Source organism: Amycolatopsis bullii (genome assembly GCF_014654205.1).
In the GTDB taxonomy this organism is placed as follows: domain Bacteria; phylum Actinomycetota; class Actinomycetes; order Mycobacteriales; family Pseudonocardiaceae; genus Amycolatopsis; species Amycolatopsis plumensis.
The window spans coordinates 38,728-60,432 of the sequence record NZ_BNAW01000012.1 but is presented as its reverse complement, the minus strand read 5'-3'; the positions used below and the strand labels follow the sequence as shown (position 1 = coordinate 60,432).

Below are 21,705 nucleotides of genomic sequence, written 5' to 3'. Positions count from 1 at the left end.
GTGAACAGCGACGGGGGCAGGATGAGCCAGCTCGATCGGGCAGAACTCGCGCAACAGGGCGCACTCCGGGCCGACGGCCTGCGCGCCGCCGGCGTGGAGCTGGTCGCGCTGACCTTCGTGGACAACAGCGGGATCGCGCGGGTGAAAGCCGTGCCGGTGGACCGGCTGTGGTCGGCGGCGGCGTGGGGCGTCGGCGCGTCGAACTCCTTCGACTTCTTCCTGGCCACCGACGACATCGCGGGCGGCACGCATTCGCGCGGCCCGGTCGGCGACCTGCGGCTGCACCCGGACCTCGACGCGCTCGTGCCGCTGGCGGCGCAGCCGGGCTGGGCGTGGGCGCCGGCGTGGCGGTACGACCAGGAAGGCGAGCCGCACCCGCAGGACGCGCGGGCGCTGGCCGCTGCGGCGACGGCCCGGCTCGCGGAACTGGGTTACAACGCGCGGACGGCGTTCGAGATCGAGTGGGTGGTCACGGCGGCCGACGCGCCGGACGACCCGCGCTCGGCCACCGCGGGCCCGGCCTACGGCTACGCGCGGCTGTCGTCGCAGGCGCGCTACCTGCGGGCGCTGGTGTCCGCGTTGACCGCCCAGGGTGTCGCGGTCGAACAGATCCACCCCGAGTACGCGGCCGGGCAGTTCGAGGTGTCGGTGGCGGCCGGCGACCCGGTGCGCGCGGCCGACGTCGCCGTGCTGACGCGCGAAACGATCCGGACGGTCAGCGAGCACCACGGGCTGCGGGCGTCGTTCACGCCGAAGTTCGCCCCGGACGGCGTCGGCAACGGCGGGCACGTCCACCTGAGCCTCTGGGACGGCGACCGCAACCTCTGCGCGGGCGGCGACCGGCGGTTCGGCCTCACGGAGACGGCGGAGGCGTTCGGCGCGGGCATCCTCTCGCGGCTGCCGGCGCTGCTGGCGATCGGCGCGCCTTCGGTGGTCAGCTACCTGCGGCTCGAGCCGCACCACTGGGCCGGGGCGTTCCACGCGTGGGGCCTGGAGAACCGCGAGGCACCGTTGCGGCTGGTGCAGGGCCCGGCCGGGCAGCGCGACCGGGCGGCGAACTTCGAGGTCAAGTGCTTCGACCTGACGGCGAACCCGTACCTGGTGGTGGCGGCGCTGATCTTCGCCGGCCTGGCCGGGGTTTCGGAGGAGGCGACGCTGCCGGAGCCGGTCGACGTCGACCCCGGAACGCTCCCCTCGGCGACACGGCTGCCGACCTCGCTGGCCGAAGCGGTGACGGCGTTCGAAGCGGACTCGGCGTTGACGTCGGCGTTCGGCCCAGAGCTGGCGACGACGCTGATGGACGTCCGCCGCGGCGAGCTCGACCGGCTCGGTGCGCTGCCGCCGGACGAGCTGTGCGCCGTGATGCGGTACCTACACTAGAGCTTTCGCGACCTCGCTCCGGAGCTGCGGGAGCTTGGCGTAGAGCTTGTCGCCCGGGCATTCGGTGTTGTAGAAGTCGCGGTGGCCCTTGATCTCCTCGACCGGGATGCCGTACTGGCGGCAGATGTAGGCGCAGAAGACGACGAGCGATTCCCACTGCAGCCGGGGTGGTTCGACGCTGGTGTAAAGGCCTTCGTTTTCGATGCCGATGGCGTTGGTGTTCTGCCCCGGGCAGTGCGCGCCCTGGATCATGGTGGTCCGGCCGCGCAGGGCCTCGAGGCTGCCGTGCCGCCCTTCGAGCCGGTACCCGCCGCGGCTGACGGTGAAGTGCTGGCCGGTGTCGGACCAGCCGTTGTTGTCGATGTGGTCGTGCTGGTCGTCCCGCGCGACCTGGAAGGCGTGGGCGAGGGAGTAGTCGGTGCTGTTGGCGCTGGCGATGTGGTGGATGAGGATGCGGTCGGCGGGGTGGTCGAGCGTGGTGAGCGCATCGGCGGGCGGCCGGGCGCCCCATTCGGCACAGCTGTAGATCCGCGGCTCGGTCGCGGCCTGGGCGGCTCTCGGGAGTACGAGCCCGGCGGCCCCGGCGACGGCGAGACCGGCGGCACCGCGGAGGAAGCTGCGCCGCGGGAGGTGTGCGATGTCCATGGGGCGGACTTTGCCGCGGGGGCGTATAGCTTTCGTACAAAGCCGGTCAGGTGAGGCGGATTGTGGCGGTGAAGAGGCGGGTGAGCTCGATATCCGTTTCGTCGCTCTACCCTAAGGCCAAGTGCCACACGGATGTGGCACTTTGGCTTAGGCCGTCGCGACCGCCCGGCGCACACCTTCAGCCAGCTCCGCCGACAGGCGGCGAACGCCGTCAGCGCCCTCCGCCGCCGCTGTAACCAGCGCCGATCCGACGATCACCGCGTCCGCGAAGGACGCCACCTCGGCCGCCTGGTCGCCCGAGCGGACACCCAGACCCACGCCGATCGGCAGGTCCGTGTGCGCCCGGGTGCGGCGGACCAGCGTCTCCGCCCCCGCGCCGACCTGGTCCCGCGCGCCCGTCACGCCCATCACCGCGGTCGCGTAGATGAACCCCGACGACGCGGCCGCCGTCAATGCCAGCCGCTCCTCCGAGGACGACGGGGCCACCAGGAAGATCCGGTCGAGGCCGTGGGTCTCCGACGCGGAAAGCCACGCCCCGGCTTCGTCCGGGATCAGGTCCGGCGTGATCAGGCCGAGCCCGCCCGCCGACGCCAGGTCGCGGGCGAAGCGGTCGACGCCGTAGCGGTTGACCGGGTTCCAGTACGTCATCACGACCGCGCGGCCACCCCGCGCCGACACCGACTCGACCACCTCGAACAGGTGCTTGAGGCGGAAGCCGTTGTCCAGCGCCGTCACCGAGGCCGCCTGGATGGTCGGGCCGTCCATCACCGGGTCCGAATACGGGACGCCGACCTCGATCAGGTCCGCGCCGCCGTCCACGCAGGCCGCGATCAGGTCCTTCGATCCCTCGACCGTGGGGAACCCGGCCGGCAGGTAGCCGATCAGCGCGCCGCGACCCTCCGCGCGGGTCGTCGCGAAGAGGTCGTCGAGCCCGCTCATTCGTTCACCAGTCCGAACCACTTGGCCGCCGTGTCCATGTCCTTGTCGCCGCGGCCGGAGAGGTTCACGACAATGAGGCCCGAAGGGCCCAGCTCGCGGCCCAGCACCAGCGCGCCGGCCAGCGCGTGCGCCGACTCGATCGCCGGGATGATGCCCTCGGTGCGGGACAGCAGCTTGAACGCGTCCATCGCCTCGGCGTCGGTGACCGGGCGGTACTCGGCGCGGCCGGTGTCCTTGAGCCACGCGTGCTCGGGGCCGACGCCCGGGTAGTCGAGCCCGGCCGAGATCGAGTGCGACTCGACCGTCTGGCCGTCCTCGTCCTGCAGCAGGTACGTCATCGCGCCGTGCAGGTTGCCCGGGGTGCCCTTGGTCAGGGTGGCGCCGTGGCGGTTGCCCTCGATGCCCTCGCCGCCCGGCTCCAAGCCGACCAGCCGCACCGACGGGTCGTCGTAGAATCCGGAGAAGATGCCGATCGCGTTCGACCCGCCGCCGACGCATGCCGCGACGACGTCGGGCAGGCGTCCGGCCTGCTCCAGGATCTGCTCCCGCGCCTCGGCGCCGATGACGTGGTGGAAGTTGCGCACCATCGTCGGGAACGGCGCCGGCCCGGCGGCCGTGCCGAACAGGTAGTGCGTCGTGTCGGCGTTGGTGACCCAGTCGCGCAGCGCCTCGTTGATCGCGTCCTTCAGCGTGCGCGAGCCGGTCTTGACCGGGATCACCTCGGCGCCGAGCAGCCGCATGCGGGCCACGTTCAGCGCCTGGCGCTCGGTGTCGACCTCGCCCATGTAGACGACGCAGTCGAGGTCGAGCAGCGCGCACGCGGTGGCCGTCGCGACGCCGTGCTGGCCCGCGCCGGTCTCGGCGATGACGCGCTTCTTGCCCATCCGCTTGGTGAGCAGCGCCTGGCCCAGCACGTTGTTGATCTTGTGAGAGCCGGTGTGGTTCAGGTCCTCGCGCTTGAGGAACACGCGCGCGCCACCGGCGTGCTCGCCGAAGCGCTTGGCCTCGGTCAGCAGCGACGGACGGCCGGCGTACTCGCGCAGCAGGCGGTTGAACTCGTTCAGGAACTCGGGGTCGTGGCGGGCCTTGTCGTACTCGGCGGCGACCTCGTCGACGACGCCGATCAGCGCCTCCGGCATGAACCGCCCGCCGTACGGGCCGTAGTAGCCGCGCTCGTCCGGGTCGTGCTTGCCGTGCTCCCGGGTCACCGCGACGGCCTCGGGCAGGCGGGGTGGGAGCCGGCGGTGACCAGCTTGACCAGGGCGCCCTTCGGGTCGCCGGAGGCGACCAGGCCCTCGCCGACCAGCACCGCGTCGGCGCCGTGGCCGGCGTACGACATCAGGTCGCCCGGGCCGCGGACACCGGACTCGGCGACCTTGTAGACGTCCATCGGCAGGCCGGGGGCCAGCCGCGAGAAGACGTCCCGGTCCACCTCGAGGGTGTGCAGGTTGCGCGCGTTGACGCCGATGACCTTCGCGCCCGCCTCGAGGGCCCGGTCGGCCTCCTCGGCGTTGTGGATCTCCACCAGCGCGGTCATGCCGAGCGATTCGACGCGGTCGAGCAGCGCGACGAGCGCGTTCTGCTCCAGGGCGGCGACGATCAGCAGCACCATGTCGGCGCCGTGCAGGCGGGCCTCGTGCACCTGGTACGGGCTGACGATGAAGTCCTTGCGCAGGATGGGGATGTCCACCGCCGCGCGGACCGCGTCCAGGTCGGCCAGCGAGCCGCCGAAGCGGCGCTGCTCGGTGAGCACGCTGATCACGCGCGCGCCGCCGGCTTCGTAGTCCTTCGCCAGCGCGGCCGGGTCGGGGATGTCGGCCAGCTCGCCCTTCGACGGGCTGCGCCGCTTGACTTCGGCGATCACGCCGATGCCGGACTCGCGCAGGGCGGCCATCACGTCACGCGGGGCCGGGGCGGCGGCCGCGCGGATCTTCAGCTCGTCGAACGGCAGCGCGGATTCCCGCACGGCGAGATCTTCCCGCACGCCGGCGACGATGTCTTCGAGCACGCTCACCGGGCGCCCCCACCAGGGCGCGTGCTCACGGATTCACTCGCAAGGTCGCTCACAAAAACCTTCCCCTTCCCGCCGAAACGATGCTAACCCCCGCATCCGAGACGCCCGGTTCCGGGTGTGCGCGTTACTCCGAATGCCTGCCGCGGACGTCCGTGGGATCTTCCCCGTCGGACAGGGCTTCCCACAGCTCCGCGTCGGGGTCACGGACCTTTTTCCGGGTGGCGGGTGCCGAGTACTTCGCCCCGAGCCGGGTGGCCCGGCCGGCGCCCTTGACGGCTGCCAACCCGCCGGCGGCGACGAGAATTCCCGCGACCACGGCGAGCCCGCGGCCCAGCAGCATCTCCGTCACCGGCAGCCCGGCCGCGTAGCCGGAGAACCGGATCCCGGCCACGCCGGTCCAGATCGCCGCGGCGCCCGCCAGCGCGAGCACCACGCCGAGCACTCGGCGCGCCCAGCCGCCCGTGGCCACCAGCCCGGCGATGCCGGCCAGGCCCAGCAGGGCCAGCGGCACGAGCGCGCCGGCCCGCTGCTCGCCGATCTCGCGGTACAGGACCGTCCCGCGGACGCCGCCGTCGCGGAACTCCGCGAACCAGGTCAGCCGTGACGCACCCCACAGGGCCAGCGCGCCCAGCAGGAGCGCCACCACGATCATCCACAGTGGACGCCTCGACGCCGTCGCCGTCGCCGGAGCGGCCGGGGAGGCGGCGCGCGGCGCGTCCGGCGTGTCAGACATGGGCGGCGTCCGCGGCCGGGTCGAGGGCCCCCGCCGCCACCATCGTCTGCGCGGCGGCCACGGCCGAGAGCACGGTGCGGGCCTTGTTCAGCGACTCGGTGTCCTCGTAGTCCGGCACCGAGTCGGCGACCACCCCGCCCCCGGCCTGGACGTGCGCGATGCCGTCCTTCACCAGTGCCGTGCGGATCGCGATCGCAGTGTCGGCGTCGCCGGCGAAGTCGAGGTAGCCGACGACCCCGCCGTACAGCGCGCGGCGGACCGGCTCGAGCTCCTCGATCAGCTCCATCGCGCGGACCTTGGGCGCACCCGAGAGCGTTCCGGCCGGGAAGCACGCCGTGACCGCGTCGAACGCCGTCTTGCCCTCGGCCAGCTCGCCGGTGACGGTGGACACGATGTGCATGACGTGGCTGTAGCGCTCGATCTGGAAGAAGTCGACCACGCGCACGGTGCCCGGCTTGCAGACCTTGCCGAGGTCGTTGCGGCCGAGGTCGACGAGCATCAGGTGCTCGGCGCGCTCCTTCTCGTCGGCCAGCAGGTCCTTGGCCAGCTGCGCGTCCTCTTCGGGGTCGGCTCCCCGCCAGCGGGTGCCCGCGATCGGGTGCGTGGTCGCCTTGCCGTCCCGCACGGTGACCAGCGATTCGGGGCTGGAGCCGACGATGTCGAAGCCCTCGAGCCGCAGCAGGTACATGTACGGGCTCGGGTTCGACGTCCGGAGCACGCGGTAGATGTCGAGCGCGTCGGCCGCGGTCGGGATCTCGAACCGTTGCGACGGCACGATCTGGAACGCTTCGCCGGCCTTGATCGCCTCGACGGCCTTCTCCACGGCCGTGTGGAAGTCTTCCTTGGAGCGCTTGCGGGTGAATTCCGGCGCGGGCCGCTCGAACGCCGCGACGGTGGCGGGCGCGGGCACCTGCAGCTGCTCGGTCATCGCGCTCAGCCGGGCGACGGCGTCGTCGTAGGCCGCGTCCACGCGCTCGGGCGAGTCGTCCCAGTTGACGGCGTTCGCGATGAGCGTGACCGTGCCCTCGTGGTGGTCGAACGCGGCCAGGTCGGTGGCCAGGAGCATGGTCAGCTCGGGGACGTCGAGGTCGCGTTCGGCCAGCTCCGGCAGCTTCTCCAGCCAGCGAACGGCGTCGTAGCCGATGTAGCCGACCATGCCGCCGGTCAGCGGCGGCATGCCGGGCAGCGGCTCGGTGTGCAGGGCCTCGATCGTCTCGCGCAGCACGGTCAGCGGGTTGCCCTCGCTCGGCAGCCCGACCGGCGGGGTGCCGGTCCAGACCGCTTCGCCGTCGCGCACGGTGAGCGCGGCCGGGCTGCGGACGCCGATGAACGACCAGCGGGTCCAGGACGCGCCGTTTTCGGCGGACTCGAAGAGGAAGGTGCCGGGCCGGTCGGCGGCGAGCTTGCGGTACACCCCGATCGGCGTCTCGCCGTCGGCGAGGACCCGGCGCACGACCGGGATCACGCGGCGGTTCTCGGCGAGGACGCGGAAGTCCTCGCGGGACGGGCTGACCGTGCCGGGACCGGTCGAACCGGCGGATGCGCTGACCATGCACCTCATTGTGCCGTTCCGGCCGACCGCCCGGTGGCGCGGGCGATCGGCCGGGGCGGCTACAGCTCGACGACCACCTTGCCGTGCACGTGCCGACGGGCCTGAAGCTCCACCGCGCGGCGGATCTCCCCGACCGGAAAACTCGCCGCGATCGGCACGCGCACCCGGCCGGCCGCGACCCAGCGGGCGATCTCGTCCAGTGCGCCGGGCGCCGCGTTCGCGCCGTTGGCCGCGGCCACGCCGTCGACCTGCGTGGCGATCGTGCAGATCCGGCCGTCCGGGACGCCGAGTTCGCGGGCGGCGTGCACGGTGTCGGTCCCGTGCAGGTCGAGGGCGGCGGTGACCCCGCCGGGCGCGAGGGCACGGACCCGGCCGGCCAGGCCGTCGCCGTAGGTGACCGGCTCGGCTCCGAGCTCACGCAGGAAGCCGGCCGAGCCCGCCGATCCCGTGCCGAGCACGCGCGCTCCCGCGATCCGGGCGAGCTGGACGGCGAACACCCCGACCCCGCCCGCCGCGCCGCCGATCAGCACGGTGTCGTCCGGCCCCGGATCGACGACGGCGAGGGCAGCGGCTGCCGTGCGGCCGGCGATCGCCAGGGTGGCGGCGGTGCGGTCGTCGACGCCGCCGGGGGTGTGGTGGACCTCGTTCGCCGCGGCTTCCCCGGCCGCGTCGACCACCACGAAGTCGGCCACCGCCCGCGAGAGGGCACTCCCGAACACCCGGTCTCCGGGCGCGAAACCGGTCACCCCCGCGCCGGCCTCGTCGACCACCCCCGCGTAGTCGGTGCCGAACCCGGCGGGAAGGCTCAAGCCGAACCGCGCGGCGGTGTCCGCGTCGGCGGTCATGATCCAGTCCATCGGGTTGAGCCCGGCCGCGGTGACCCGCACCCGGACCTGTCCGGCGCCGGCCTGCGGAACGGGCACCTCCCGCACGGCCAGGACTTCGGGACCGCCGAACGCGTCGAGCCGGACCGCCTTGCCCATGCCTGTCTCCTTCACCCGAGGACCGCAACGAAACGGACTATGCTCCGTTTCCATGGACGACCGTAGCACAACCGGAGCGCGATCCGTTTCGGCCGAGCCGGACAGCCGCGCGGCGCGGGCGGACGCGGCCCGCAACCGCGACCAGCTGCTCGCGGTGGCGACCCGGCTGTTCGCCTCGGGGGACACCGAACCGTCCCTGCGCGCGATCGCCCGCGAGGCCGGGGTCGGCATCGCCACGCTGTACCGGCACTTCCCGACCCGCGAGTCGCTGGTCGACGCCGTCTACCGCGACCAGGTCGCCCGGCTGACCACCGGCGCACACGACCTGCTCGATCGGCTGCCCCCGGCCGCGGCGATGCGACGCTGGATGGACCTGTTCGGGGACTGGATCGCCACCAAGAACGGGATGCTCGACACGCTGCTCGCGATGATCGAGGCGGGCGAGATCGCCCACGCCCGGACCCGCACCGAACTCCTGGCGGCCATCACCGCGATCCTCGACGCCGGCCGCGCGGCAGGTGAGCTCCGCGCCGACGTCGGCGCCGAGGACATCGCCGCCGCGCTCATCGGCATCTTCACCGTGGCCCCCCGGCCGCGGCACGAAGCCAAGGCCGGCCGCCTGCTGGACCTGCTGATGGACGGTCTGCGGCTCACCCGGCCTTAATTCAATGATTGTTGAATTTGATGGCGTGGTGCGTCATGATGGGGCCGTGAGCACCACCGAGAACACCGAGCCTACGGCCCGCCGCCGCGGGCGCCGGCCGGCCGGCCAGGACACCCGCACGGCGCTGATCGACGCCGCGCGGGCCGTGTTCGCCGAAACGGGCTACGACGGCGCGACCGTGCGCGCGATCGCCACCCGCGCCGGCGTCGACGCGGCGATGGTCAACCACTGGTTCGGCAGCAAGGAAGGCCTGTTCGCCCAGGCGGTCCTCGAGCTGCCGTTCGACCCGATGGAACTGCAGAAAGCCCTGCGCCAGGGCCCCGACGACGAGCTGGCCGAGCGGATCGTCCGCACCTTCGTCACCCGCTGGGACACCGCGGGCGGCGGCCAGTTCGTGGCGCTCATCCGCAGCATCACCGGCCACGAGCAGGCCGGCCACGTGCTGCGCGACTTCTTCCAGCGGTTCTTCAGCGCGGTGATCACCTCGATCGGCGCGGACCGCACCGCGCTGCGGATGAACCTGTGCGCGACCCAGATGGTGGGCCTGGGCATGGTCCGGTACGTGGCGAAGTTCGAGCCGCTCGCCACCGAGGAGGTCGAGGTCCTGGTGCGGGCGATCGCGCCGAACCTGCAGCGCTACCTGACCGGCGAGATCGGCTGAGCGCGACCGGGCGTCGCCGAAATCACGTTCACTCCGCACATCCCGATGGCCGTCGTCCGGTCTGTGCGCCGCGGTCACCACCCCGCGGCGCGTCATCGGCGGGACCGGCGGAACCCGCTGGCCGCCCGAGGGGTCTTCGCGGCCGCGGGCACCGCGTACGGCCCGGGCCGGCGCGGCCCCTGCGGGAACAGGACGACCATCTCCCGGCCCCAGCCGCCGACCCACGCGAGCCGGTCGGTGAAGTCGGCGAGGGCGTTGGCGCCGTGCGTCGACGGCACCGCGCGCAGCACGATCCCGGTGCCGTCCCGGTAGCGGACGTGCAGGGTCGGCGGCAGCCGCTTCCGGCGGGTGACGGACCGGTCCGGCACGACGTCGACGGTGGCGACCCGCCACCCGGTGGCCGCGACCGCCCGGGCCCGGCGCCGCCAGCCGAGCGCGGCCCCGGCCGCCACCGGTGCCCCGGCGAGGCCGAGCAGGACGGCGAAGAGGCAGAGGAAGAAGACGAACTGGTTCTCGTTCTCCTCTTCGGTGGTCCGCACGCGCGCCGGATCGGCCGGGTCCACGACGACGGTGACCGCCTCGCCGACCTGGTAGCGGTGCCCGGAGTCGCGGACGATCTTCACGGTCCGGCCGCCGAAGCGCACCTGCATCGACGGCGTGCCCTTGGCGGGGGTGTCCACGGACACCACCACGCCGGGCACCCGGCGACCGGTCGCGAGGAGCTCGTCGGCGGCCGCGTCGAGCAGGCTCATCCCGGTGAGCCCGCTCGCGAAGAGCACAATCCAGACCAGGATCAGCGCGGCGGCGCGGCCGGTGATCCGCCGCAGCCGTCCGGTCTCGGCACCGAAGTCGACGCGGCGGTCGTGGTCGTCGGCGGTCGCCGCGGGAAGCCAGCTCCCGAAGCCGTTTTCGCTCGCGGTGGCGCGGATCCGGTGGGCGGTCTTCCGCAGGCACCGGCCGCCCAGTCCCAGGCAGGCGAGGGAAACCGCAAAAACGACGATCAGGCCGATGACGTCCCCCCGATCGAAAACGGGATCCGCGACGGAGAGCCGGTAAACCGCCACGGCCACCACGAAAAGACGAAAACGACCATCCCGGCGGCCGTCACGGCCAGCCACCTCGCCCGGCGCCGGGTGAGACCGCGGAGGGGATCGTCGAGCACCATCAGCCGAGCTTAGGGCCGTGACAATCCGGTCGCCCGCGCCCGGCGTGCCAGTGAGCAGGCGCTCGTCACCCGGATGCCGGACGCAATGGCCATTTCTCGCATTTCGTGGACACCATTCGCACATTCGGGGAATCGACGGTATTCGTATTATCGGCTCATGAAGCCAACGTCTTCGGGACCCGCCGCGAGAACTCTCGCCGCTTCACTGCGCGAAGAACGCGAAGGGCGCAATGTCGGTCTTCGCGTTCTCGCCGACGAACTGGGGATCCTCCCCCAGCTGCTGTCGGCGTGGGAGAAGGGACATCGCCTGCCAAGCGTCGAGGACGTGTCGGCGATTCTGGCACTGTTGGGCATCCAAGGGGAGAAGCGGGACCGGATCCGGACGCTCGCCCGGCACGCCCGCGAGCCCAACTGGCTGGCATCCAGCAACACCGACCTTCCCTTCGCCCTCACCACCAGGCTGGACCTGGAAAGGACTGCGACCGCCATCACCGCGTGGTCGCCTTTGATCGTCCCCGGGCTGCTGCAGACCGCGGACTACATCCGGTCCATCATGGATAATTCCGCGGGGGTGACCATCGAGCAGGCCGACAAGCGGCTGCGAGTGAGGCTTGCACGGCAGAAGATTCTCACCCGCCACGACCCGATTCGATTCATCGCTTTGCTGGGCGAACATTCGCTCCACGAGAATATCGGCGACCCCGGGATCATGTCCGACCAGATCGATCACCTGGTGGCGATGTCCGCGCGGCCGAACATCAGCCTCCGCATAGTCCCCTCCGGAGCCGGCTACCACCCCGGCCTGATCGGCCCCTTCGAGATCTACGAGTTCCCCGGCTCACCAGCGATCGCTTTGGTCGAACACGCCTACTCGACAGCCTTCCTCCACGAGGAAACGCAGATCTCCGGACACCAGCAACTTGCTAAGCTGCTTCACAAGGTAGCTCTGAGCGAAGAGGCTTCCCAGGCTCTGCTTAGGGAGGCCACCCGGTGAGCGGAGGCAATGGTGAGCTCGACCGTTTGGCGCAAGTCGTCGCACAGCGGCGCCAATGACAGCTGCGTGGAGGTGGCGCTGGGGCCGGTCGTGGGCGTGCGGGACACCAAGGCCCGCCAGGCCGGTCACCTGACCGTCTCCGCCCGGGCCTGGCGCGCCGCCCTCGACCGGCTGCGCTGACCTACCGCGCCAGCAGCAGCGCGATCAGCGCCAGCGCCCCCGGGACCACCTGCACGAACAGGATCCGCTTGCTGGCCGTCGCCGCGCCGTAGAGGCCCGCGATGATCACGCAAACCAGACCGTACAGCTGGAGCTGGAACTCGCCGGCGATGAGTCCCCAGATCAGCGCTAGCGCCAGGAAGCCGTTGTACAGCCCCTGGTTCGCTGCGAGCGTCTTGGTCTGCTCCGCGAACTCCTTCGTCGTGCCGAAGCCGGCGCGAGCGCGCGGCGAGGTCCAGAGGAACATCTCGAGAACGAGGATGTAGAGGTGGATCAGGGCGACGAGCCCGACCAGGATGTCGGCGACGATGGTCACGCGAGCTCTTTCTCATCGGCCAGGAGGAGGCGTTCCTCGGTGTCGAAGCAGGTGTGCGTGCCGGTGTGACAGGCCGGGCCGGTCTGGTCGACGCGCAGCAGGACCGTATCGCCGTCGCAGTCGATCCGCACTTCGCGAACGTGCTGGTAGTGGCCGGACGTCTCGCCCTTGACCCACAGCTTCTGCCGGCTGCGCGACCAGTACGTCCCGCGGCGGGTGGCCAGGGTCGCGGCGAGGGCGTCGTCGTTCATCCAGGCCATCATCAGCACGTCCGAAGTGGCGTGCTCGACGACGACCGCGGCGATCAGGCCGTCGGCGTTGCGCTTGAGGCGCGCCGAAACGGCCGCGTCCAGGGTCATGCGTTGGCTCCCAGGATGTGCCGCTTGAGCGGCATCGAGTTCAGCAGGACGAAGGCGTAGCCGTACCCGGCGAACGAGAGGCCGGAGAACAGCTTGTTGAACCACAGCTCGGCGCCGAGCAGCAGGAACGCGTGCAACAGCGCGAAGAGGACGGCGACGACCAGGCCGCCGATCCGCGCGCTGCCCATCTTCAGCACGAGCCCGGTGGTGACCACGCCGCCGAGGATCAGCGCGAGCGCGGGCATCCGGTAGATGGCCAGACCGGCCCCGGCGCTCAGCACCGGGACCAGGTCGAGCAGCGCCCACGCGACGGGCAGCCCGACCAGCAGGCCGGCCGTCACTTTCACCTCTACGGGTGCCTGCCAGGACTTCACCGGACTTCGACCCCGCCTTCGCGCAGGGCGTCCTTGACGTCGCCGATCTTCAGCTGTCCGAAGTGGAACACGCTGGCGGCGAGCACGGCGTCGGCCCCGGTCCGCACCGCGGGCAGGAAGTGCTCGACGGCGCCGGCCCCGCCGCTGGCGATCACCGGGACGCGCACGGCCTTGCGCACCAGTTCGAGGAGTTCGAGGTCGAAGCCGTTCTTCGTGCCGTCGGCGTCCATGGAGTTCAGCAGGATCTCGCCGACCCCCAGTTCCTCGCCGCGGGCGGCCCACTCGACGGCGTCGATGCCGGTCCCCCGGCGGCCGCCGTGGGTGGTGACCTCGAAGCCGGAGGCGGTCGGCTCGCCGCCCTCGGGCACGCGCCGGGCGTCGACGGACAGCACGATGCACTGGGCGCCGAACCGCCGCGACGCCTCGCTGAGGAACTCGGGCCGCGCGATGGCGGCGGTGTTGATGCTGACCTTGTCGGCGCCGGTCCGCAGCAGCCGGTTGACGTCGTCGTTGCTGCGGACGCCCCCGCCGACGGTGAGCGGGATGAAGACCTGTTCGGCGGTCCGGCGGACGACGTCGTACGTCGTTTCGCGGTCGCCGGAAGAGGCCGTGACGTCGAGGAAGGTGAGCTCGTCGGCGCCCTCGGCGTCGTAGCGCCGGGCCAGCTCGACGGGGTCACCGGCGTCGCGGAGGCCGGCGAAGTTGACACCCTTCACGACCCGGCCCGCGTCGACGTCGAGACAGGGGATCACCCGCACCGCGACAGACATGCCCACCAGCGTAGTCAAGAGCGTCCGGACCTCCGCGGATGGCACGCACCGTTCACGTCCCGGCCACCCGATTCGTCTAGTTTCCGCCCGTGCGCAGACTCCTCCCGGTGGCCGTGGCCGCCGTCTCCCTCCTGACCGCCGTCCCCGCTTCGGCCGCTCCCCGCGACCCGGCGCCCGTCCTCCAGACCCGGGCCTTCGTCGACGACGCCGGCGCCTCCCCCGCCAACGCCGACGCCGACGACCCCGCCGTCTGGGTGCACCCGGGCGACCCGGAACGCAGCGTCGTCCTCGGCACCCTCAAGGAGGGCGGCCTCGCCGCGTTCGACCTGGGCGCGCGGACCCTGCAGCTGGTGCCGGCCGGGCCGGGCGGGCGGTTCAACAACGTCGACGTCGTCGGGGACCTGGCCGTGGTCAGCGACCGGGGCCGGGACCGCGTCCGCGTCTACCGGATCGACCCCGCGGGCGCGGCGGCCGGGGCGCACGTGCTGCGTGACGTCACCGACCCCGCCGCCGCGCCGGTGTTCTCGGCGTCGGAGTCCGAAGTGGACGAGCAGCGGACCGCCTACGGCCTGGCCGCGGGCCGGGACCCGCGCACCGGCGTCCGGTGGGTGGCGGTGACCCGGCGGCACGAGACGCGGGTGGCGCTGCTGCGGCTCGTCGACCGGCCGGGCGGGACCGTCGGTACCGCGCCGATCGCCACCGTGGACCTGCCGTCGCGGTTCCGCCTGCCGGACGGAACGCCGTGGTCGCCGTGCGAGGAGCCCGGCGAGCGGCCGCAGCTGGAAGGCTCGGTGATCGACGGGCGCGTGCTCTACACCGCCCAGGAGGACGTCGGGATCTGGCGGATCCCGCTGACTTCGACCGGCTTCGGGCGGCCCGAGCTGATCGACCGCGTGCGCTCCTTCGGCGTCCCCTCGCGCTGGGACGCGGCTTCGGAAGAGTGCGTCCCGGACGGCGCCGACCCCGGCTTCGGCGGCCGGTGGCTGACGGCCGACGCGGAGGGCCTCGCCGTGGCGAACGGCACGCTGTTCGCCTCCAGCCAGGGCGACTCGCGGTTCGTCGTGTACGGCAAGCACGTCCGTGACCTGCGGATCGTCGCGGGCCGCGGGACGGACTCGGTCGAACACTCCGACGGCTCGGCGATCAGCACCGCGTCCCTGGGCCGCCGCTTCCCGCACGGCCTCCTGGTGGTGCACGACGGCGAGCGCCGTCCCGCGGCCGGCGACCTCCCGACCACCGGGTTCGCCTTCGTCCGGCTGGAGGACGTCCTCGGGCGGTGAAAAAAGTCTCGTCCGCCGTGCAGCGGCACGGCCCCCTCACGCGTCCACAGTGGTGACGAGAGGACGCGTGTGACCTTCGAAGAGTTCGTGGCGGAGCGGCTGGACGGGCTGCTCCGCTACGCCACCGTCCTGACGAACGACCCGCACCTGGCCCAGGACGTCGTCCAGGACGTGCTCCTGCGCGCCCAGCTGCGGTGGGACGGCATCGCCGCACCGTCGACCTACGTGCGGCGGATGATCACCAACGAGTACCTCTCGTGGCGGCGGCGCGCGGTGCGGCGGATGGTGGCCAGCAGCCACGACGTCCTCGACGCGCTCGGCCCGCCCGAACCCGACCCGTCGGCCGCCTACGACGAGCGGGACGCCATGCTCGGCCTGCTCGCCACGCTGCCCCGCAAGCAGCGCGCGGCCGTCGTGCTGCGGTACTACGAGAACTACACCGACACCGAGATCGCCGCGGTCCTGCGGTGCGGCGCGTCCACCGTGCGCAGCCAGATCTCGCGTGCACTGGCCACCCTGCGCGAAGCCGGGTTGAACCACACCGCCGTCACCACCGGAGCCCCCGAATGACCCGCAGCGAGTCCGAGACCGAGACGCTGATCCGGGACAGCCTGGACCGCCTCGCCGCCCGTGCCCCGGAGGGCCACGCGGTGCGCGACGCGCTCGCCCGCGCCGGGCGCAAGCGCCGTCCGGCGACCCGGCTGGCCCTGGTCGCCGCCGCGGTGGTCGTGGTGGTGGTCGGCGCCTTCTCCGGCATCCAGCTGCTGACCAGCACGGACCTGACGCCGGCCGCGGGCCGCCCGGTGCTCGGCTACGGCCCGGAGTGGCTGCCGGACGGCTTCACCGAGCAGCACCGCGAAGGCGGGCCCGGGACCGCCCCGCAGGTCCGGCGGTGGCTCGACGGCCCCGCGTCGATCACGCTGCAGGCCTACTCCACCGCCGACCCGGAGTGGTCGCAGACCGCGCTGAAGATCGCGTCGATCAAGGACCAGGCGCTGGTGCACGGCCGGGTCGCCATGCTCACCGGCTCCGGCGAGGCCGCGCAGCTGACCTGGCTGGCCGACGACCGGCACGTGCTCGTCGTGTCCGTCGCCGGGCTCCGGGACGCCCGCACGGTCGCCCAGCGGATCGCGGACTCGGTCACCGCCGAGCCGGTCGGTGTCCGCGGTGAGGTGCGGTTCGGCCCGCTGCCGGCGGGGCTGGCCGAACGTTCGGCCGCGGTGCAGGGCACCGGGGCCGGCACCGCGAGCACCGAGCTGACCGCGGCCGACCCGGCCCGGCCGTCGGTCCCGGTGGTGCGGGTGGTGGCGGGCCCGAACCCGCCCAGTCCGGACAAGGCGGTGTCGGTGACCGTCCGCGGTGGTGAGGGCTTCTTCGTCGCGCCGGCGAACGGGCGGGAGGCGATGGTCTTCGTGCGGCTGCCGTCGGGACGCTGGCTGCGGGTGTCGGGGGCACGGCCGGAGGCCGAGCTGATCGCCGTCGCGAACGGCGTCCAGCTCGACCCGGCGCCCGACTACCGCTGGCTCGGGACTACCAGTTGATCATCGGAAACCAGATGTACCCGAGCCTGCCCAGCACGCGGACGTCCCAGTAGAGCAGCGTGAACGTGCCGCCGACGAGCAGGGCCGCGCCGGTCACCGTCGCGATCCGCGCCGGTTTCGCGGCCAGCCAGCGCTGTACGCGGCCGCCCGTGGCGTAGGTCAGGACCAGGAACAGCACCGCCATGACGACGATGTTGCCGAGCGACTGCAGCGCGAACGCGGCGGCGCCGTAGAGCACGTTGTGCTGCTCGGCGGCGTCGCGGAACATGATCCGGAACAGCGGGTACGGCCGCCCGATGAGGAACCCGCCGATGAGCGCGCCCATCAGCACCAGCGGCGCGGCGGGGTGGCGGCGGGTGAAGCTTTCGAACGGGTTCCGGAGGATGCCGAGGGCGATCAGGCCCATCAGCAGGAAGACCAGGCCGACGACGCCGAAGGCGATCATGGACTGGATGCTGCGCGGGGAGCCCGGTGGTCTTGGAGGTGTCGAACTGCGGCATCCGCGTGCCGACGAGCGCGACGATGACGCCGTAGACGATCGACACGGTGAGCATGCCGGCCGCGATCCAGCCGAGCGGCTTGAGCGCGCTGCGCTTTTCGTTCGTTTGCTCGCCCACCAGCGGCGCGACGGCGCCGAAAGCGGCGATGTTGCAGGCGGTGAAGGAGCCTGCGAGGCCCGAGACGAACGCGAAGAGGGTCCCAGCGAGAACCCCGCTGATCGGGGTGGCTTTGGCGTCGTGGCCGAGGAGTCCGTTGGCGACGCTGTCCCCGATCACGGAGTCGACGAACGGCGCCGACCAGATCGCGGTCAGCACGAAGCCCGCCACGACCGCGGCGACCGCGATGGCCGCCCGGCGCGCGGGGTATGGCCCGGCGCCGAAGAAACTTGCTCGAGGATGAACCGGTACCTGCTGTCCGACCGCCATCTACGCCCTCCAGTGTGCGGGAAATCCAGCAGGTAAAGCGTTGCAGGCACAGGTGTTGAAACGCTTCGGCCGGGCGAGTGGGGTTTCGGCGCCAAAAGGCGTAAGCAGTCCCGGGCCGGGGTTACGGTGGAACATGACTTTTCCGGGCAGCGCCGCCTGGCGGCACGAAGACGCCCGCACCGGCTTCGAAGTGACCCGCTTCCGCCGCCACGAAGGCGGCTGGCTGGTCGAAGGCGCCACGACCGCGGTCGAGGACGGCGTCGCGTGGGCGGTGCGGTACTCCCTCACGGTAAGTCCACAGTGGACACTGCGCGCGGCGCGGATCGGTGGTCTCGGCGGGCCGGATCTGACGGTCGAAGCGGACGGCCGCGGGCACTGGCGGCTCGACGGGCGGCCCGCGCCGCACCTGGACGGCTGCCTCGACCTCGACCTGGAGGCGTCCGCGATGACGAACACCTTCCCGGTGCACCGGCTCGCCCTGGCGGACGGCGGCCGGGCCGAGGCGCCGGCCGCCTACGTCCGGGCGGCCGATCTCGGCGTCGACCGGCTCGAGCAGACCTACGAGCGCCTGGGCCCGGGCCGGTACGGCTACGCGGCGCCGGCGTTCGGCTTCGCCTGCGTCCTCGAATACGACGACACGGGCCTGATCACCCGCTACCCCGGCATCGCCGTCCGCCACCCGGCTACGGTGGGCGCATGACCTCCGAGACCGACCGCCTCGCCGCCGAGCGCTACGTCGTCCTGACCACGTTCCGGCGCGACGGGCGGGCCGTGCCGACCCCGCTCTGGGTGGCCGGCCAGGACGGCGAGCTCGTGCTGTGGTCGGAGCGGAAGGCCGGCAAGGTCAAGCGCATCCGCAACGACGGCCGGGTCGAGGTCCAGGCGTGCGACCTGCGCGGGCAGAAGACGCACGGCGCGAAGGTGTCCGGGCAGGCCCGGCTGCTGGACGCCGCCGAAACCGAGCGGGTCCGCCGGGCGATCGCCCGCAAGTACGGCATCGTCGGGCGCGTCACGATGTTCTTCTCGAAGCTGCGCGGGCCGGCGGACCGGACCGTCGGCATCGCGGTCAAACTGGACGGCTGAAGCTGCGGAAACCGCGCCGCAGGTAGTTCGGCAGCGCGTTCGGGTGGTCGAGGGTCGAGGTGTGCAGCCAGACGCGCCGCGTCCCCGGCAGCGCCCAGGCGTCGGCGACGACGAGGGTGAGCGCGAACCCGCCGAGTCCTTTGCCGACGAACTCCGGCACCAGGCCGAACGTGGTGATCTCGACGTCACCGCCGGGCTGCGCCGCGAAATCCGCGACGCCGGCGATTTCGCCGCGGTACTCGATCAGCCGGTATTCGCGGGGCTCGGCGAGCCAGCGCGCCCATTCGCCGTCCCCGCGCGTGGCGCTCGGCCACCGGTACGGCGTCCCGATCCGGACGTGCAGCTCGCGGATCAGCGGCCCCGGCCCGGTGGTCCGCAGCGCAACGCCGTCGACGAGCGGCGCGGGGTTGAGCTGACTCGCGGCGGTCATTTCGAGCTGGGTGACGATCTCCTCCACCCGCGGCAACCTACGACGGTCACGGGCCGCTGTCAGCCGCTTTTCGGCCTCAAGCGGCGGCGCGCAGGGCCGCGGCCATCGCGGCGGAGTCGTGGTCGGGTCCGCAGCCCTCGACGACGATCAGGTCACCGGGGATGTGGTCCGCGCGCAGCCGCAGAATCTCACGGTAGGCGGGCGAGTCGTACCACTCGTGCGCCGCAGCGAGGCTCGGGAACTCGATGAGCACGAGCCCACCAGCCCACTCGCCCTCCTTGACCTGCACCGGCGCGCCGTGCACGAGGAACCTGCCGCCGTACGGGTCGAGTGTCGCCTGGATGCGCTCCAGGTACTCGAAGACCTCCTCCGGCAGTACGGCGGGCGGGCGCAGGTGGGCGAGTCCGTAGGCGGTCATGGCGTTCCTTTCGTCTGGCGTAAGGAAATCCTCGCCGCTCGCGTGCTCGGCGTCGATTACGCCGGAGGTAATGCCGGCTGCCCGGCCAGCAGCCGCTCGACCAGCGCCGTGACGAGGTCGCGGCGCTGCTCGTCGGTGAACAGGTCCGGCAGCGTCAGCCGTTCCATGATCAGCCAGTTCAGCGCCAGCCACAGCAGGACCACCATCGTGCCGTCGCCGGGCAGGCCGGACTTCTCGTGGTACTCGACGTTGAAGTCGACGTCCGCGCGGATCCGGCGGGTCAGCACCTCCCGCAGCTCCGGACGGCGCGCGGCTTCGAGCCGCAGTTCCAGCAGCGCGAGGAACCCCGTGGGGAACGCGGCGACGCGGTCGACGAGTTCGTGCATCAGCTGCGTGACGCGAGCCCGGTCGCGCGGCCCTTCGAGGCCGCCCGCGATCACCGCGTCGTCCACCAGCCGTTCGTAGACCCGCTCCCCCGCGTGCTTGAGGATTTCGCCGCGGCTGGAGAAGTAGTTGGAGGCCGTGCCGACCGGCACCCCGGCCTGCTGGTCGACCGCGCGGAAGGTCAGGCCCCGCGCGCCTTCGTGGGCGAGGACTTCGATCGCGGCGTCGAGCAGGGCGGCCCGCCGCTCGGGATTGCGTCGCACCATGACGTTGACACCACTCCAAACGTAGTACTACGGTTCCAACCACTTCGTTCAAAGTACTACATCCGGAGTTCATCCGGCAGGGGGCAGCATGCGCAAGCTCGTGTACTTCATCGGCGTCAGCATCGACGGCATGATCGCCGGACCGGGCGGGGAGACGGATTTCCACCCGCTCGACCCGGACATGGTGACCCATGTGCGCGCGGAATTCCCGGAGACCATGCCGGCGCACATCCGGCCACTCATCGGAATGGCCGTGGACACCCCGAACAAGCGGTACGACACGGTGATCATGGGCCGGACCACCTACTCGATCCCGCTGGCCGAAGGCGTGCCCGACCCGTACCCGCACCTGCGGCAGTACGTCGTCTCGCGGTCGCTGACCGAGGCCGACCCGGCCGTCACCCTCGTGCCCGGCGACCCGCTGGCGCTCGCGCGGCAGCTCAAGGCCGAGGACGGCTTGGACATCTGGCTGTGCGGCGGCGCGGACCTGGCCGGGCAGCTGCTGCCGGAGATCGACGAACTGGTGGTCAAGTCCTACCCGGTGGCCGCGGGCGGCGGCGTGCCGATGTTCCGCGACGGCTTCGGGCCGCGCGCGTTCACGCCCGTGGAGGTCCTGACGTTCGGCCACGGCGGCACGATCACCACCTACCGCCCCCGCGTCGCCGCCCGGATCTCCTCCGACGCTTCCCGGTAAGCCGGCGCCGCCCGCGCGAAGTAGTCGAACAGCACCTCCTGCTCCGCCGGTGAATACCGGCCGATGACCTCGGCGATCCGCCCGCGCGCCGGCCCGACGATCGCTTCGATGTCGGCGAGCGCGTCCGGCACCGGCTCCACCACCACCTTGCGGCGGTCGGCCGGGTCGGCCGCGCGGCGGACGTAGCCGGCGCGCTCCAGCCGGTCGATCAGCCGGGTCGTCGCGCCCGTGGTGAGCCCCGTGCGCGCGGACAGCTCGCCCGAGGTCAGTGCGCCTTCGAGATCGAGCAGGCTGAGCGCGTACCACTCGGTGGCGTGCAGCCCGGCCGCCTCCGCGCCGGCCAGGCCGTGCAGCCCCACCGCGTCCAGGTACCGCCGGAACACCACGTGCCGTTCCCTTGCCACCGGATCCTCCTCCTGGATAATATCTGCATGCGTGCAGATACTGCACACATGAAGCTAAGTATAGGAGACGACCATGATGACCACCGACCGGACAGCCGTCACCGCCGTGCTCGACTCGCTCGCCGACGCATGGGGCCGTGGCGACGCCGACGCGTACGGCGCGCACTTCACCGAAGACGCGACGTACGTGACCTTCGTCGGTACGCGGTACTCGGGCCGCGACGACATCGCGGGCAGCCACCGCGTCCTGTTCGAGAAGTTCCTCAAGGGCACCCGGCTCGCGCACGAGGTCCTGGACGTGCGGTTCCTCGGCGCGGACGTCGCGGTAGTGAGCACCAACGGCGACACATACAAGGGCGACGCGCCGAAGAAGCTGTCCAAGGTGCAGACGTACACGCTGGTCCGCGACGGCGGCCGCTGGCTCGTCGCGGCCTTCCACAACACCCGGCGCAAGCCGCTGATGGAGCGCGTCTCGTTCGCGTTCGCGCCGGAAACGAAGCCGAAGCGGTGA

General features: G+C 72.1%; 28 protein-coding genes and 1 pseudogene. 12 read left to right on the top strand and 17 right to left on the bottom strand.

The window, feature by feature from the left end; genetic code table 11:
* Window positions 1–21: 21 nt before the first annotated feature.
* Window positions 22–1,380 carry a glutamine synthetase family protein gene (locus IE317_RS16565; RefSeq protein ID WP_191310960.1) on the top strand — a complete coding sequence of 453 codons (1,359 nt, stop codon included), beginning with the start codon at window positions 22–24 and terminating at the stop codon, window positions 1,378–1,380.
* Here IE317_RS16565 and IE317_RS16560 read toward each other — a convergent pair.
* From IE317_RS16560 to IE317_RS16530, 7 genes are all read right to left on the bottom strand, one after another.
* Window positions 1,372–2,025 carry a peptidoglycan recognition protein family protein gene (locus IE317_RS16560; RefSeq protein ID WP_191310958.1) on the bottom strand — a complete coding sequence of 218 codons (654 nt, stop codon included), beginning with the start codon at window positions 2,023–2,025 and terminating at the stop codon, window positions 1,372–1,374. The two genes, IE317_RS16565 and IE317_RS16560, sit on opposite strands and share 9 nt — an antisense overlap.
* Window positions 2,026–2,172: 147 nt before the next feature.
* Window positions 2,173–2,964, bottom strand: a complete 792-nt coding sequence (gene trpA, locus IE317_RS16555; protein WP_191310956.1) for a tryptophan synthase subunit alpha — start codon at window positions 2,962–2,964, stop codon at window positions 2,173–2,175.
* Complete coding sequence (gene trpB / locus IE317_RS16550) at window positions 2,961–4,172, bottom strand: tryptophan synthase subunit beta (RefSeq protein ID WP_191310954.1); 1,212 nt, start codon at window positions 4,170–4,172, stop codon at window positions 2,961–2,963. Before trpB ends, trpA begins: the two co-directional genes overlap by 4 nt.
* Window positions 4,169–4,978 carry an indole-3-glycerol phosphate synthase TrpC gene (trpC, locus tag IE317_RS16545; RefSeq protein WP_191310952.1) on the bottom strand — a complete coding sequence of 270 codons (810 nt, stop codon included), beginning with the start codon at window positions 4,976–4,978 and terminating at the stop codon, window positions 4,169–4,171. The genes trpB and trpC overlap by 4 nt, the downstream gene beginning before the upstream one ends.
* A gap of 124 nt (window positions 4,979–5,102) precedes the next feature.
* The gene (locus tag IE317_RS16540) at window positions 5,103–5,630 is read right to left on the bottom strand and encodes a Trp biosynthesis-associated membrane protein (protein WP_191311130.1); all 528 of its coding nucleotides are present in this window, start codon (window positions 5,628–5,630) and stop codon (window positions 5,103–5,105) included.
* Window positions 5,631–5,703: 73 nt separating this feature from the next.
* Window positions 5,704–7,263, bottom strand: coding sequence for an anthranilate synthase component I (locus IE317_RS16535; RefSeq protein ID WP_191310950.1), 1,560 nt, complete (start codon window positions 7,261–7,263; stop codon window positions 5,704–5,706).
* Window positions 7,264–7,322: 59 nt separating this feature from the next.
* Window positions 7,323–8,246, bottom strand: a complete 924-nt coding sequence (locus IE317_RS16530; protein ID WP_191310948.1) for an NADP-dependent oxidoreductase — start codon at window positions 8,244–8,246, stop codon at window positions 7,323–7,325.
* A 52-nt stretch (window positions 8,247–8,298) separates the two neighbouring features.
* Between IE317_RS16530 and IE317_RS16525 the strand changes: the two genes are divergently transcribed.
* Both IE317_RS16525 and IE317_RS16520 read left to right on the top strand, forming a co-directional pair.
* The gene (locus IE317_RS16525; RefSeq protein WP_191310946.1) at window positions 8,299–8,910 is read left to right on the top strand and encodes a TetR/AcrR family transcriptional regulator; all 612 of its coding nucleotides are present in this window, start codon (window positions 8,299–8,301) and stop codon (window positions 8,908–8,910) included.
* A gap of 46 nt (window positions 8,911–8,956) precedes the next feature.
* On the top strand, window positions 8,957–9,571 hold the full coding sequence (locus IE317_RS16520) for a TetR/AcrR family transcriptional regulator (RefSeq protein ID WP_191310945.1): 615 nt from the start codon (window positions 8,957–8,959) through the stop codon (window positions 9,569–9,571).
* A gap of 92 nt (window positions 9,572–9,663) precedes the next feature.
* On the opposite strand, the gene IE317_RS16515 is transcribed toward IE317_RS16520, so the two are convergent.
* Window positions 9,664–10,635, bottom strand: coding sequence for a DUF3592 domain-containing protein (locus tag IE317_RS16515; protein ID WP_229902738.1), 972 nt, complete (start codon window positions 10,633–10,635; stop codon window positions 9,664–9,666).
* A 258-nt stretch (window positions 10,636–10,893) separates the two neighbouring features.
* On the opposite strand from IE317_RS16515, the gene IE317_RS16510 reads away from it, so the two are divergent.
* Together IE317_RS16510 and IE317_RS16505 are read left to right on the top strand one after the other, a co-directional pair.
* Complete coding sequence (locus tag IE317_RS16510) at window positions 10,894–11,730, top strand: helix-turn-helix domain-containing protein (RefSeq protein ID WP_191310943.1); 837 nt, start codon at window positions 10,894–10,896, stop codon at window positions 11,728–11,730.
* A 12-nt stretch (window positions 11,731–11,742) separates the two neighbouring features.
* Window positions 11,743–11,910, top strand: a complete 168-nt coding sequence (locus IE317_RS16505) for a DUF397 domain-containing protein (protein ID WP_191310941.1) — start codon at window positions 11,743–11,745, stop codon at window positions 11,908–11,910.
* 1 nt (window position 11,911) lies between these two features.
* On the opposite strand, the gene IE317_RS16500 is transcribed toward IE317_RS16505, so the two are convergent.
* The 4 genes from IE317_RS16500 to hisF are packed head-to-tail and all read right to left on the bottom strand — an operon-like array spanning window position 11,912 to window position 13,768.
* On the bottom strand, window positions 11,912–12,265 hold the full coding sequence (locus IE317_RS16500; protein ID WP_191310939.1) for a DUF1304 domain-containing protein: 354 nt from the start codon (window positions 12,263–12,265) through the stop codon (window positions 11,912–11,914).
* Window positions 12,262–12,624: a phosphoribosyl-AMP cyclohydrolase gene (gene hisI / locus IE317_RS16495; protein ID WP_043783154.1), complete on the bottom strand. Its 363-nt coding sequence runs from the start codon at window positions 12,622–12,624 to the stop codon at window positions 12,262–12,264. Before hisI ends, IE317_RS16500 begins: the two co-directional genes overlap by 4 nt.
* Window positions 12,621–12,965 (bottom strand): hypothetical protein, encoded by a 345-nt coding sequence (locus IE317_RS16490; RefSeq protein WP_373309055.1) that lies wholly within the window; start codon window positions 12,963–12,965, stop codon window positions 12,621–12,623. Before IE317_RS16490 ends, hisI begins: the two co-directional genes overlap by 4 nt.
* Window positions 12,966–12,994: 29 nt before the next feature.
* Window positions 12,995–13,768 (bottom strand): imidazole glycerol phosphate synthase subunit HisF, encoded by a 774-nt coding sequence (gene hisF / locus IE317_RS16485; RefSeq protein WP_191310935.1) that lies wholly within the window; start codon window positions 13,766–13,768, stop codon window positions 12,995–12,997.
* A 107-nt stretch (window positions 13,769–13,875) separates the two neighbouring features.
* Here hisF and IE317_RS16480 point away from each other — a divergent pair, with 107 nt between their 5' ends.
* The 3 genes from IE317_RS16480 (at window position 13,876) to IE317_RS16470 (ending at window position 16,589) form a co-directional block, all read left to right on the top strand.
* Entirely contained in the window at window positions 13,876–15,048 is a 1,173-nt protein-coding gene (locus tag IE317_RS16480) for a phytase (protein ID WP_191311129.1), read from the top strand.
* A gap of 69 nt (window positions 15,049–15,117) precedes the next feature.
* Entirely contained in the window at window positions 15,118–15,618 is a 501-nt protein-coding gene (locus tag IE317_RS16475; RefSeq protein ID WP_191310933.1) for a SigE family RNA polymerase sigma factor, read from the top strand.
* Window positions 15,615–16,589 carry a hypothetical protein gene (locus IE317_RS16470; protein ID WP_191310931.1) on the top strand — a complete coding sequence of 325 codons (975 nt, stop codon included), beginning with the start codon at window positions 15,615–15,617 and terminating at the stop codon, window positions 16,587–16,589. Before IE317_RS16475 ends, IE317_RS16470 begins: the two co-directional genes overlap by 4 nt.
* On the opposite strand, the pseudogene IE317_RS16465 reads toward IE317_RS16470, so the two are convergent.
* A pseudogene (locus IE317_RS16465) lies at window positions 16,579–17,515 on the bottom strand (hypothetical protein). The gene IE317_RS16470 and the pseudogene IE317_RS16465 overlap by 11 nt on opposite strands.
* A gap of 133 nt (window positions 17,516–17,648) precedes the next feature.
* Here IE317_RS16465 and IE317_RS16460 point away from each other — a divergent pair.
* Window positions 17,649–18,215, top strand: coding sequence for a putative glycolipid-binding domain-containing protein (locus tag IE317_RS16460; RefSeq protein WP_191310929.1), 567 nt, complete (start codon window positions 17,649–17,651; stop codon window positions 18,213–18,215).
* On the top strand, window positions 18,212–18,598 hold the full coding sequence (locus IE317_RS16455; RefSeq protein WP_191310928.1) for a PPOX class F420-dependent oxidoreductase: 387 nt from the start codon (window positions 18,212–18,214) through the stop codon (window positions 18,596–18,598). Before IE317_RS16460 ends, IE317_RS16455 begins: the two co-directional genes overlap by 4 nt.
* Here the strand turns inward: IE317_RS16455 and IE317_RS16450 are convergent.
* The 3 genes from IE317_RS16450 to IE317_RS16440 are packed head-to-tail and all read right to left on the bottom strand — an operon-like array spanning window position 18,582 to window position 20,096.
* Window positions 18,582–19,055 (bottom strand): GNAT family N-acetyltransferase, encoded by a 474-nt coding sequence (locus IE317_RS16450; RefSeq protein ID WP_191310926.1) that lies wholly within the window; start codon window positions 19,053–19,055, stop codon window positions 18,582–18,584. The genes IE317_RS16455 and IE317_RS16450 overlap by 17 nt on opposite strands.
* 49 nt (window positions 19,056–19,104) lie before the next feature.
* On the bottom strand, window positions 19,105–19,446 hold the full coding sequence (locus IE317_RS16445) for a DUF1330 domain-containing protein (RefSeq protein WP_191310924.1): 342 nt from the start codon (window positions 19,444–19,446) through the stop codon (window positions 19,105–19,107).
* 56 nt (window positions 19,447–19,502) lie between these two features.
* Window positions 19,503–20,096, bottom strand: coding sequence for a TetR/AcrR family transcriptional regulator (locus tag IE317_RS16440; RefSeq protein ID WP_191310922.1), 594 nt, complete (start codon window positions 20,094–20,096; stop codon window positions 19,503–19,505).
* An 88-nt stretch (window positions 20,097–20,184) separates the two neighbouring features.
* Between IE317_RS16440 and IE317_RS16435 the strand changes: the two genes are divergently transcribed.
* Window positions 20,185–20,790 (top strand): dihydrofolate reductase family protein, encoded by a 606-nt coding sequence (locus IE317_RS16435; RefSeq protein WP_191310920.1) that lies wholly within the window; start codon window positions 20,185–20,187, stop codon window positions 20,788–20,790.
* On the opposite strand, the gene IE317_RS16430 is transcribed toward IE317_RS16435, so the two are convergent.
* A complete protein-coding gene (locus IE317_RS16430) occupies window positions 20,742–21,194 on the bottom strand; it encodes a MarR family winged helix-turn-helix transcriptional regulator (RefSeq protein ID WP_229902737.1) in 453 nt (150 codons plus the stop codon). The two genes, IE317_RS16435 and IE317_RS16430, sit on opposite strands and share 49 nt — an antisense overlap.
* Before the next feature lie 73 nt (window positions 21,195–21,267).
* Here IE317_RS16430 and IE317_RS16425 point away from each other — a divergent pair, with 73 nt between their 5' ends.
* On the top strand, window positions 21,268–21,705 hold the full coding sequence (locus IE317_RS16425; protein WP_191310918.1) for an SgcJ/EcaC family oxidoreductase: 438 nt from the start codon (window positions 21,268–21,270) through the stop codon (window positions 21,703–21,705).